This is a genomic window from Neisseria sicca 4320 (assembly GCF_000193735.1).
Taxonomy (GTDB): Bacteria; Pseudomonadota; Gammaproteobacteria; order Burkholderiales; family Neisseriaceae; genus Neisseria; species Neisseria sicca_E.
In genome coordinates this window covers 1-12,365 of sequence record NZ_AEPF01000070.1, presented here as the reverse complement: position 1 = coordinate 12,365, position 12,365 = coordinate 1, and the positions used below count along the sequence as shown (strand labels likewise).

General features: G+C 47.8%; 8 protein-coding genes and 2 pseudogenes. 2 read left to right on the top strand and 8 right to left on the bottom strand.

All coding sequences use genetic code 11. The annotated features are described in order from the left end of the window. Nucleotides 1–162 precede the first annotated feature (162 nt). From NSCA4_RS0107210 to cas3, 7 genes and pseudogenes are all read right to left on the bottom strand, one after another. Nucleotides 163–786, bottom strand: coding sequence for a class I SAM-dependent methyltransferase (locus tag NSCA4_RS0107210; protein ID WP_016687512.1), 624 nt, complete (start codon nucleotides 784–786; stop codon nucleotides 163–165). Nucleotides 787–816: 30 nt separating this feature from the next. Next, complete coding sequence (gene cas4 / locus NSCA4_RS0107205) at nucleotides 817–1,479, bottom strand: CRISPR-associated protein Cas4 (RefSeq protein WP_016687511.1); 663 nt, start codon at nucleotides 1,477–1,479, stop codon at nucleotides 817–819. A 2-nt stretch (nucleotides 1,480–1,481) separates the two neighbouring features. After that, the gene (cas7c, locus tag NSCA4_RS0107200; protein WP_016687510.1) at nucleotides 1,482–2,363 is read right to left on the bottom strand and encodes a type I-C CRISPR-associated protein Cas7/Csd2; all 882 of its coding nucleotides are present in this window, start codon (nucleotides 2,361–2,363) and stop codon (nucleotides 1,482–1,484) included. 12 nt (nucleotides 2,364–2,375) lie between these two features. Continuing rightward, nucleotides 2,376–4,166: a type I-C CRISPR-associated protein Cas8c/Csd1 gene (gene cas8c, locus NSCA4_RS0107195; RefSeq protein ID WP_016687509.1), complete on the bottom strand. Its 1,791-nt coding sequence runs from the start codon at nucleotides 4,164–4,166 to the stop codon at nucleotides 2,376–2,378. Continuing rightward, the gene (cas5c, locus tag NSCA4_RS0107190; RefSeq protein ID WP_029609621.1) at nucleotides 4,163–4,846 is read right to left on the bottom strand and encodes a type I-C CRISPR-associated protein Cas5c; all 684 of its coding nucleotides are present in this window, start codon (nucleotides 4,844–4,846) and stop codon (nucleotides 4,163–4,165) included. The genes cas8c and cas5c overlap by 4 nt, the downstream gene beginning before the upstream one ends. 23 nt (nucleotides 4,847–4,869) lie before the next feature. Beyond that, a complete protein-coding gene (locus tag NSCA4_RS0107185; protein WP_029609620.1) occupies nucleotides 4,870–7,374 on the bottom strand; it encodes a CRISPR-associated helicase/endonuclease Cas3 in 2,505 nt (834 codons plus the stop codon). A gap of 89 nt (nucleotides 7,375–7,463) precedes the next feature. Then, nucleotides 7,464–9,297: pseudogene (gene cas3 / locus NSCA4_RS14650) on the bottom strand (CRISPR-associated helicase Cas3'); the annotation flags it as partial. Between the two features lie 554 nt (nucleotides 9,298–9,851). Between cas3 and NSCA4_RS0107175 the strand changes: the two are divergent. Beyond that, nucleotides 9,852–10,061 carry a heavy-metal-associated domain-containing protein gene (locus NSCA4_RS0107175; RefSeq protein WP_016687505.1) on the top strand — a complete coding sequence of 70 codons (210 nt, stop codon included), beginning with the start codon at nucleotides 9,852–9,854 and terminating at the stop codon, nucleotides 10,059–10,061. A gap of 62 nt (nucleotides 10,062–10,123) precedes the next feature. On the opposite strand, the pseudogene NSCA4_RS0107170 reads toward NSCA4_RS0107175, so the two are convergent. Continuing rightward, nucleotides 10,124–10,691 (bottom strand): annotated as a pseudogene (locus NSCA4_RS0107170) (IS30 family transposase). 137 nt (nucleotides 10,692–10,828) lie between these two features. Between NSCA4_RS0107170 and NSCA4_RS0107165 the strand changes: the two are divergent. After that, complete coding sequence (locus tag NSCA4_RS0107165; protein WP_016687503.1) at nucleotides 10,829–12,358, top strand: ABC transporter permease/substrate-binding protein; 1,530 nt, start codon at nucleotides 10,829–10,831, stop codon at nucleotides 12,356–12,358. Nucleotides 12,359–12,365: the final 7 nt, after the last annotated feature.

Here is a 12,365-nt window from a genome sequence, read left to right as displayed (position 1 = left end):
CACAGCCACGCACGCGGTTAGTTGAGATGCAGGCTACAACTTGCTAGGTAGTTATTTTTTAACTCTTTTAGCTAATATAGAAATAATTTTAGGACTTGATTCTCCACTAATAAAATTTGGATTATTCGCAACAATATAGTTAAAATCACTGTTCACGCGTTCTCAATCTAATATATCTATAGACTCTATTCGAAAACCATTTGGATTAAATACATGGACTGAATAATCTTCATTAATTCCTTCAATCACGTCTTTATAAGAAATACTATCAGCTATATTCCCTCTGCTAGCTAAATGAATCCACTCTACGTTGCAAGTAAATATTTCATCATTAAGTAATATATCTTCTATATTTTCTCTATATTTCTTAAATTTTTGATTAAAATCAACATCCTCTGAAACATGAGTATATACATCTTCAGGACAGGAACCTATAAACCACGCCACAATCACTTTAGGTGAAAATGCATGTATTAATTTAATATCTGCATTTGATAAATTTAATATATCAGAATAAATTATTTCAGGAATATTCTGATTATTTTTTTCAAAATAGCACTTCATAAAATCAATACAACTATTATTATTTTCTATTACGAGTACAGTTCTAGATTTTGCAAGATGATATGTTGAATATCCTGCACCGCAACCTACTTCGATTGTATTTGCTATAGGAGTTATGTTTGATAACTTTTCATAGATCTTATTAGTTTCAAACAATGAAGATTCCTTCTGCCAGTGAGCAGCATATTCTTCTCTATTCATAGGTCTTAAAGTATTTATCATAATGTCTCCCTGTTTATATAAATTCTAAGGTTAAAAATAATTCCCAATTTCAAACAACCCCGCCACATACCCCACACTCCTATCCCGTTTCCCCAGCAACTCCGGCTGACAAATCTCCATCAGCGAGCAGGCTTTGCAGCGTTTGCTGTAGTTGGGCTGCGGGGTTTGGCCGCTGTTTAGGAGTTCACGTACGGCGGCGATGGTGGCGAGTGTTTGGGTGCGCAGGTCGTCTGAAAACACGATGGAGATGCGGTGGCGGGTTTGCATATACCACAGCGCGCCCTCAGAGATGGTTTGCCCCGTCATTTCTTCCAAGCACAAGCCTTGGGCGTAAAGCTGGATTTCGTCCATTGGGTCAGGTTTGGGCTTGCCGCGTTTGTATTCCACAGGTTTCAGACGACCTGTCTTTGTTTCCACTTCCACCAAATCCAACACGCCGCTGATGCCAAGTTTTTCCGCAGACACATGCACCGTCCGCTCAAAACGCACGCCCTTGCGCGTTTCCGGTTCGCCCAAATCCACCCGCTCATGCAGCGCCTTGCCCTGCGCGGTCAAATAGTTCTCCGCCCACGCCTGCTCGTTATGAATCAACGCGCATTGGCGCGGGCAAAAAGCGTAGTGTTGCAGGGCGGAAAGGGGAATCAGGCGCGTGTCCTGATTTTCCCCTTGGGTTTCGGTTAAAAGTGCGGTCATTTTTAGCCTAATTTACGCAGCAGCTTGGTTTCACCAAGATTTTGATCGTCCACGCTGACAAGGTAGTCGTCAAAACTCCTTGCTACTTCCACTCCGTCCTTTTTGACTACCTGAATGCGTTTGAACAGGCTGTCGGCAGGTGCATCGCCCAAGCTGCCGCTGTGCTCAAACACATAAAGCCCGCGTGCGTTCATTTGTCCGCGTGCGGCGGAATGGTCGTGGTCGAACATATTGACGAGTGCCTGCCAAAACAGTTCTAAATCACTTTCGGAAAAGCCTGTTTGTTTGGCGAAATGGGCAGAAATAAAGCCGTGGCAGCGGTATAAGCCGTAAGGTACGGTGAATTTGCGCCCCATACGACCACGCTCTTTTTTAGCTTTTTCTTCTTCACTGTCATCAGGATTCAGAATTTCAACTTCTTTAGCTGGAGCAGAACGAGTAATGCTATGTTCAAGCGTTACTATCGGCTCAATGGAACGGGAAAAAGTTAATTGCACAGGTCCTCGAACTTGACCTGCATTTTCACCTGTCGTTAAAACTGCGCCAAAAGTGCGAATATCATAGTAGCGTTTGCACATATATTGACGGGCGCTTTCTGTTCTTTCTTTACCTTTAGGCTTATCTTTTACTTCATCTTGCTGATGGGCTTCAGCAATCAAATCATTAAGAATAATTTTTTCACGAATAAAGATATCGTGATGTTCGTCATTTTGAGTCATTTGGATAAAGTTACGGACTTTGCGTTTCAGGCAAACATCGGTTACCAAACCTTCGCCAGTTTGCGGGTCGATACGCGGCAGGTTACCTGCGTCGGGATCGCCGTTGGGGTTGCCGTCTTGCACATCAAATAAAAAGACAAAGTCGTAGCGTTTTTCAATAGTCATAGCATTTGCTCCTTATGCGGTTTTCGCTTCGTTAAACAGGTTTTTCAATGCGTCTTTGGTAAACAGGAATTGGGTTTCATGGTAATAACCGATGGCGAATAGACCTTGCTGTTCCAAATTCAAATGGTTGGGAAATCTCTGACAATGTTCCAAAATCTGGCGGATTTCCCATTGCAGTTGTACAGCGCGTCCTTCAAATTCCAGTTTGTTCAAATGGTGCGGCAACAAGCGCATCAGTGTGCCAAATACGGCAATCGGCGTGCTACTTGCCGAACCGAAATAGCGGTCGGCAATGGTGGCGTTCAAGCTGGGATTGGCTTCGGCCTGTGTTTTTTCCAGCACGGCAAACAGCCGCCCCAGCACATAGCCGATGTCTTGACGATTTCTATCTAGGCTCATAGTTAGCTCCTTCATGTTTTTCAGACGACCTGCGCGGATTGCGCGATTGATATAGGCTTTAAGCAGACTTGCCCTGCCATAGGTAATTTTCTGTTCCGCCTTGTTGCGCCGCAAAGCAGCCTGCAACAGGCTGACGGGTAAAACGCGGTTGTTGAGTGCGGCATCGGTTATTTGGGCAATCAGGTCAGATGGCAGGTTTTCCATTTTGCCATCCAACACCAAATTGCCCAGCAGACGCGGCAACGGCATATATTCGGGGTATGGCGAGTTTTCGCCACGCACCATCTGCAAATCGTCATACCACGCCGCAATGCTTTCGGATAAGGCGGCAACAGTGGTTTCATGCCAAAAGCGGACAACAATACGCGCGGAATTGGGTGATAGACCTAAAAGGTAGAATTTTTCTTTACCGTCGGGTTCTGTGTATTTGCCGTTGTACAAGCTTTTATAAAGCGATTTGACCGCATCAATATGGGCATCGGGATTGTCTTTGCCGCCGCCGCTAATCAGCGAAGCAAGATACTCTTCCAACGGAGTCGGTTTCGCACTCCAACAGATGGCTGTTACATCGCCGATACGGAAGCGGTTTTCGCTAGCAAGCAGGGTATTTAAGGCAGTGGTGTACTCGAACATGGCTTGTTCGCCAATCGGATACATCAGCCCGTTATCTTTATTTTTACCCTTACCATAGGATTTAAAAGAATCTAAATTTGCAGAAATCAAAGGAGCTGGTTTGGCTTGTTTATAGCTACCATTCTCAAATTTCTCAATTCCTTTAATATCATTATGTAAAAGTGCAATCGATGCAGGTTTTCCCGTTACAAGGCAAATACCTTTTTGGACATTATTGGATTGCGTTTGATTCGCTTGACTTACATATTCCCGCACCACCTTTGACTGACAAACCAAATCTACTGTCTCGTCCACCAAGCGAAAGCTGAGATTACAGCCTTTGACTTTGGCACATTCCGCCCAATTTGCAGCCTGCATGACTTTGCTTTTTTCTTCCGCAGAAGCCAAAAATTCGGCAACGGCAGCGATGCCCATATCATTGGGTAATTCCTTTTTAAATTCATTAACCTTGTCAATAAAACTTTTATGCTGATTCTGAACAAACTCAGGATTTTTATCTGCCACATATCCTAAAACATATCCATAATTGTCCCATAAAGTATTACTGACAACTTTTGTACTAGATCGTTTAACACTATGTGGTACTAAAAAAATGCGGCCAACTTTCTTCTTGCCTTTCAGCTCGCGGGTATCTTCAAGTTGAATAAATTTACCCTGTTTGTCTATAACAATAATGAACGGGATTTCTTTGTTTTCAAATCCTTCCGGGGCAACACCGCCATCGCTTTTGGCTTTGCGTTGGTAGTATTGGGTGAGCGCGTGCAGAATCATCGTTTCACCTCCTCGCTGTCGGCAGGCGGCACGGTAATTACGCCGTTTACCGCTTTGCATTGGTAAAACATCGGCTCGGCGTTATTGGAATCGCGCGGATCGGATTTACTGAAATCCATGTCGTACAACATAAAACCGAAATCTTGGGTAATGTCTTCGCGTGGCAAACCGTCTTCAGCCTTTTCAAGCAGCCTGAAATGGCAGGGAAACTCGCGACAACCCAAATAAGGTTGGTGGAAATACTGCCCTTTTTTCGCGCGCCGCTTGAACATTTCGGCAAATTTGACGTAGTTGTCGCCCTCGCCTGCTTCGCTTGTCATGTCAAAATCGGCGTGGATGCGGTAGGCAACGTCTTTCAACAGCATGGATGCGCGCTGCTGACGATACTTTGGTTTAAAACTATCTGATTTTGCATCATATTTTAAATCATCTATGTATAAACACTCAGCATCTCGTGTTGCTTTACTACCTAATTCATTACGGCGGACATTCATCCACTGAATCGGTTTCAGGATTTCTATCTTCAAGACCTTCCAGCGAATCGCCGGCTTCCACAATATCGCCATTAGGATGTTTCTGGCGGCAGACGGTGTGATAACGGGGTAGCTTACCCTCTCCACTTTAAGCTCCGGTCTGGTGAAGCAAGCCAAATCGCCGCTAATTTCTAAGATAAAACTCATATCATCTCCTTATTGCTTTCATTTCATAAAACCGAATTTTCAGGTAGCCAAGCCGTATCATCAAAATCCGCACCAAGCACGGCTTTGTAATAGCCCTTATCCAACACCAGCAATCCTGCCTTGGAAAAAACGGCATGTGCAGGCAGCTTTTTGAGTTCGTGTTCATACACGGTAATCGTGTAGCGTTGCAGCTTGCGGTAAACCCATTTGTGTTTGAGCGGGTCGCTTTCCAAAAATTTAAACCAACTTTCAAAAGGCTCGGGCAATGGCCGTTGGTCGGTTTGCCCGAAGGAATTGTCGACCGGCTGCGGAAAGCGTTGTTTGTCCAAAACGTCCTGCCATGCGGAAATTTCCACGCTGTCCAAATATCGTCTGAAAAAATCGTCCAGCTCGTTTGCTTTGACGATTTGCGGACTGCCGTCTTTTTCCCAATGAACCAACGAGATAAACGGCACAATGAGTGCCACGCCTTGGTTATCAATCAGGCGGAAGTGTTCGGCAGCAGTGCGGAATTTGATTGCCAGCGGATTTTCATTTGATGATTCTGCCGTCAAAAGCGTTGTAATACCGTGTTTGTCCACATCACCTTTGCCGTTGAACCGGCGGAAATATTCGGCAAATGCCGACGGGGAAAGCGGGTCGCCGAGCAGCCCTGCTTTCAGTATTTCTTCAGTAATGTCCTGCCCCTGTTTCAGGCTGCCGCTGGGCGCGCCTTCCTCGGCACGGAACACGACCACTTCGCCCAACTGCGGCAGTTTGCCTTCACGGTTGCACCGCCCCGCCGCTTGGGCAATGCTGTCCAGCCCTGCCATCGCCCGATAAACGCAAGGGAAATCCAAATCCACGCCGGCTTCAATCAACTGCGTGCTGACCAGCCACAAAGGCTTGTGCAGGCTGCCTGCGCGATACAGTGCCAAATATCGGCGAACCAACGCAATAACTTCACTGCGGTGTGTGACGCACATATTGGCAGACAAATGTAGCTTGATTCCGTCAGAAGGCAGGGCGGCAAAGAGTTTTTGGGCGTGTTTTCGCGTATTGACCACCGCCAAAACACACAGACGCACAGCAATTTCATCAGCAATTTCCTGCCAGCTTTGCATTTCGTCGTTTGGCGGCGGCATTTTGACGCAGACGCGGCGGAGTTTTTCCGATAAGGCGATTTTATCCGTCACAATCTCGCGCACGTCCGGCAGGCCTTCCAAAATAGTGCGACCGAATGCGTCGATATTTTGGCCAAGTTCAGGCTGAGTTGCCGTGCACAGCACAAAGGTAACGCCGTAGTCGCACGCCAACACCCGCATCATGTCGGTAATCGGTTTTTGGAAATCGCGCGGAAGCTGCTGAGCTTCATCCAAAATCACCACGCTGTCGGCAATATTGTGAATCTTACGGCAACGGCTGGTTTTCGCCGCAAACAGGCTTTCAAACAGTTGCACGTTGGTGGTAACAATCAGCGGCGCATCCCAATTTTCCGTGGCAAGGCGGGTTTTGGCGGTTTCCTTATCTTCTTTCACTTCTAAATTGCTGTGGTGTTCCAATACCACGTCATCGCCTAATGCTTTGCGGAAAACATTGGCGTTCTGCTCGATAATACTGGTGAAAGGAATAGCATAGATAATACGTTTTTTGCCAAATTTCAGTGCGTGTTTCAAAGCGAACCCCAAGCTCGCTAAAGTTTTACCGCCGCCGGTCGGCACGGTTAAAGAAAACAAAGTGCGGTCGGTTTCTGCGGCAGAAAAACATTGCTGCAAAATGGCATGGCGTTCTTGATTTAAGAATGAATCTTTATCTGATTTCTCATGAAGTTGCGCCATATATTGCTCATATCGTCGGTGCAACTCATCCAAACCGGGAAATTTTGGGCGCAATCCGGCAGTCTGCGCAGTATCCGCATCGGCATAGCCGTTCATAAAGGCTTCGGTATCCAAAAAATCGGCATCCACCAAACAGGAAAAGAGAAAACGCAGCCAAATATGCAATTCTTCCAGCTTTGCCCCGTCTTCCCAAAACGCAAAAAAATCCCGCATCAAGTCATCATCGGATAACGGGAAAAAATCTTTGGGCAAACCGCTCTCCGCCAAGCTCGACAAAGAGGCCTCCAATTCATTACCTGCCTGTTGCAGACGATGCTTTAAGCTCCCATTGTCATACCAATCCGCTAATCCCGCATGGTGTCCTGCAATCAGATATGCCAGCAAATGCCCGAAAAATGGATTTAGACGTTCTACCGCATATTTGGCACCGGCAGTGGAATGCGGAATTTTGCGCAACTTGGTAGATTCGACATCTTCCAAATGAGCATTTTCTTTTTCAAAGCCGGATGCATTACGGATATATTTCTGAAAAGCTTCCTGAAATTTCCCCAAATCGTGCAAAAGCCCCGCATATTCGGCAAACAACGACCCATAACGCCCTGCAAAACGCTTGGCGAGTTGGGCGACTTTTTGTAGATGTTTTTGCAGAGGATGGGAATGCCAATTTTTTGATGAGTCCTGGCGAGCGTGGGCTATATAGTCGAAATTCACATCGATTCTCCAAATTTGAAACGTGCAAAATTTAACGAATAAGCCATATAAATAGCTTGAAGTGTTGAAAAATCGAAAATCTGTGGAGTGAGGTCATCTGAAAACTCATCGGCAGTCAAACGCATAACGGCGGCTTGGGCGGCAAGTTCGGGCGGGGCTTTCCATTGTTCTTCGGGCGGGAATATCCAGACAAAGCTGTTTTCAGACGACCTTTTGCCTTCGCAGTTGCAACGTCCGGCAGCTTGGGCAACGCTGTCTAAACCTGCTTCGGCGCGCATCACCAGCGGAAAATCGACATCAACGCCGGCTTCAATTAAGGAGGTGGCGATGACGCGGCAGGGTTCGCCGTTTTTCAGACGGCCTCGAATCTCATCGAGTTTTTGGCTGCGATGTTTGGCGCACATTTAAGGTGGTCAGGTGGAACGTGCCGTCAAGGTGTTTGGCTTGGTCGTACAGGCTGCGGGCGTGGCGGCGATTGTTGACGATGACGAGCATTTGCGGGTGTTCGCCAAGTTTGGCGAGCAGGTCGGCGTCGGTTTGTGTGCTGATGTGTTGCACGGTGGTGCGGCGCAGTTTGTCGAAAAGTGCGGTCGGTTTTGGTGCTATTTCGCGCACGTTTTCAAAGCCGCGATAGAAGCCGTTTTCGGCTTGCACGGCAGGCTGGGTAGCGGTGCACATGACGACAGAACAATGATAGTTCTGCGCCAATTCTTTGATGGCTTGCATGATGGGCAACAACAGATTGAGCGGCAGCATTTGCGCCTCGTCGAGAATGATGACGGAGCCTGCGATGTTGTGCAGTTTGCGGCAGCGCGCGGAGCGGTCGGCAAAGAGGGATTCGAAGAATTACACGGCGGTGGTGACGACGACAGGTGCATCCCAATTTTCCGAGGCGCGGCGCAGTTTGTCTTTGCTGTCTTGGTCTTTCAGTTTGCTGTCGTCGAAGGTGCTGTGGTGTTCCAGTACGGCTTGTTCACCCAATTCGCCAAAGGCTTTGCGGAACTCGGCGGCGTTTTGTTCGATGATGCTGGTGAAGGGGATGACGTAGATGATGCGGCGCAGGCCGTGCTGCTGGGCGTGTTCCAGCGCAAACGCCATGGAAGTGAAGGTTTTACCGCCGCCCGTTGGCACGGTGAGCGTGAACAGCCCTTGAGGTTGTACCGCTTGTTCTACGGCATGATCGAGAATTTCACTGCGCAAGCGGTTTAAGGCGGCATTGCGTTTTTCGGCTTCGGTTTGCTCCGAAGCTTGGGCGATACGTCGTCTGAAATTGTTAATAAATTGATTGAAATTGTCTTGTAAGGCGTTTAGATCGGGATAACCGCCGCGCTCGACGGCTTTGTTTTCTAGCTTTAGATAAAAGGCTTCAGTATCAAGATAATCGGCATCCACCAAGCAGGAATAGAGCATTCGAGTGAAGAAGGCGTAGGAGAAAAAAGGATGATGCGCATCGGCTTTGAGTGGCGGTGCGGACAGGGTTTCCGGGAGCTTGATTTCTTGTTGCCACAGGTTATCGAGGGCGGGAATGTCTGCGCCGAATTTCAAAGCCAAACGCTGTTTTAACGTGCGGCGGTTATCGCCTTCACCACTCCCATTTGCCAACCCGGCATGGTGCCCCGCAATGCAAAACGCCATCAGCTTACCGATCACATTTCCCCAGCGTTCCACCGCAATCTTTGCTCCCGCAGTAGCGTGATCGACTGGAGGGCCGCCATGCAATCGGTGATTAAAGGTTTCCGAATATTTCCCTAAGTCATGAAGCTGTCCCGTTTGGCAGGCAATTTCCTGCGCACCGAATACCCGAGCAAACTCCGCCGCCATTTCACCAACATTAACCGAATGGCTTTGCAAGGTTTGCCAATGTTCGTAAGGCAAGAGATTGCCGAATTTGTCTTGGGCGGAATGGGCGTAGTAAGTCGTCATTTGGGTTTCCTTGGATATTTTCACAGCTGGTTTATTTCTGTTTTCTGCTACTTGTCTTTGCAAAAACAGGCTGCGGTTGTCCGTTTGTTTTGCGGATATGGGCGATGCAGTCAAAACTCACATCGATTCTCTGAAATTGAAACGTGCAAAACCTTAACAAACAAGCCATAAAAATGGCTTGAAGTGTTGAAAAAACGAAAATCTGTAGAATGAGGTCGTCTGAATGACGGATAAAGGAGATAGTTAGAAATTTATGATTTTATCATTTTATTTATTATAATTACCCGAAAATAATACAGCATTTATAATAAATAACAATATCAATTTGACTATTTGTGAGCAATGGAACAAATCAAACGTGGCGTGATGACTCAAATGATGTAGATATAACGATGGCAGGTTTTCAGACGACCTGCTTGACTTTACACCTACATTTGGGGTTATAGTTGATTGGATTTGAACTATGGCGTGCTTCTCTGTCTCATCCTGATTTTTGATAATCCGTCACATTTTATTGGCTTTTAGACTCAATTCGTTTACAGAAAGGAAATCTTATGGAAACCCTTATCCTCAATATCGAAGGTATGACCTGCGGCGGCTGCGTGAAAAGCGTTACCCGTATTTTGGAAAACACGCAAGGCGTTGTAAACGCCGAAGTCAGTTTGGAAAACAAAAATGCAGTCATTGAATTTGATCCTGCAAAAACCAATCCCGACGCGTTGATTGAAGCTATCGAAGATGGCGGATACGACGCAGCTTTGTAACTTTCCGAGGTCGTCTGAAAAGTATTTTCAGACGACCTCGGATTCGGATTTCAAGTGCAACACTAGGGCACTAGTGGTTGGAACAGATTCAAGAATAAAACACTTGGCGTTTCGTAGCCAAGTGTTTTTCTTGGCCGGTGGTTCAATTCATCTTGAACCCTGCGTATCTCCCGATTAGTTGGGCACTTTGCCTCTGGTCCATATGCTGCCGTAGCGTTTGCGGTAGGGTTTGCTGCATATTCTGAGATGTTGCCACAAGGTGCCGCCGTTGCTTTTGTCTTGGCGAAGGTAGCGGTAAATGGTGCTGTGGTGGAGCGTGATTTGGTGGTGTTTGCGCAGGTAGGCGCATACTTGTTCGGGACTGAGTTTGCGGCGGATAAGGGTGTCGATGTGCCGAATCAGCTGCAAATCGAGCTTATAGGGCTTTCGCTTACGCTGTTTGATAGTCCGGCTTTGCCGCTGGGCTTTTTCGGCGCTGTATTGCTGCCCTTGGGCACGGTGCCGTTTAATTTCGCGGCTGATGGTGCTTTTGTGGCGGTTAAGCTGTTTGGCGATTTCGGCGATGGTGCAGTGGCGTAACAGGTATTGGATGTGGTATCGTTCGTCTTGGGTCAGTTGTGTGTAGCTCATGGCAATCTTTCTTGCAGGAAAGGCCGTATGCTACCGCATACTGGCCTTTTTCTGTTATGGAAAGTTGCACTTCAAATGCGAATCCGCCGACTTTTTGATATAGTAAAGTTCGTTCTTTTTTGTTTGAATGGCGCCTTATGTTTAATTTACTTCCTGCACCACCTGCCGAATTATGGCAGGCGACGCTTGAACACCTACGCCTCTCCCTGATTGCCCTGCTTTGCGCCGTCGCGCTTGCCGTACCGCTGGCCGTGTGGCTGGCAGACAAACGACGTTGGGCGGAAGGCGTTTTGCAGGTAACCAATATCCTGCAAACCATTCCGTCCCTCGCGCTGCTCGGCTTGCTGATTCCCTTTGTCGGCATCGGTTCGCCGCCGGTTTTGATTGCGCTGACGCTCTACGCCCTATTGCCGATTTTTCAGAACACCTATCTCGGTTTGAGCCAAATCGATCCCGCCATCAAAGAAGCGCACACCGCGTTCGGCTTGTCCCGTTGGCAGGCGTTGTGGCGTATTGAATTGCCGATGGCCCTGCCCGCCATGATTTCCGGCATCCGCACCGCGTCCGTATTGATTATCGGCACGGCGACACTCGCCGCGCTCATCGGCGCGGGCGGTTTGGGCAACCTGATTCTGCTCGGCATCGACCGCAACAATATGGCGATGACGTTTACCGGCGCGTTGCTGTCCGCCCTGCTCGCCGTATTAGTCAGCGGCGGCATCGGCATACTGCAAAAGTCCAAACACAAAATGCCGATTACCGCCGCCCTGCTTGCCATCCTTGTCGCCGTCGGTTTGGTACCGATTTTTCAAACGAACCCATCCGCACAAAAAATCACCATCGCAGGCAAGCTCGGCAGCGAACCGGATATTCTCATCAATATGTACAAACAGTTGATTGAAGAAAATAATCCGCGCGTGCAAGTAGCGCTAAAACCCAATTTCGGCAAAACTTCATTTCTATTCAACGCCTTAAACAGCGGCGAAATTGATATTTATCCCGAATTTACCGGCACTGTCCTTGAAAGTCTGGTCAAAGTCCCCACCGAACAGCAAAACCGCCGCCTTTCTCCCGAACAGACCTACCAAACTGCCAAAGACCTGATCGCCCGACAACACCGGCTGTCCTTTTTGCCGCCGATGGCATACCAAAACACCTACGCACTCGCCGTCAGCCAAGACTACGCCGCCGCGCACGACCTGCACAAAATATCCGACCTCAAAAGCGTGCAAAACCAAATCCGCGCCGGCTTTACACTTGAATTTACCGACCGCGCCGACGGCTACAAAGGCCTGCAACAACACGGCATACAGTTTAGCCGCCTCTCGACGCTCGAACCCGCCCTGCGCTACACCGCCCTCCTAAACGGCAAAATCGACCTCGTCGAAGCCTATTCCACCGACAGCGACCTCAAACAATACCGTCTCGCCGTCCTTTCAGACGACATCGCCCTTTTCCCTTCCTACCAAGGCGCGCCGCTGATGAAAACCAAGTTTGCCGAAGAGCATCCCGATATCGTGAACGCATTGAACAAACTGGCAGGAAAAATCAGCGAACCCGAAATGATCGAAATGAACTACCGTGTAAAAGTAGGTGGAGAAAAACCGGCGGACGTAGCTCGGGATTATTTGCAAAAAAACGGCTTGATAAACGATAAGGGCAAATGATTCAAGT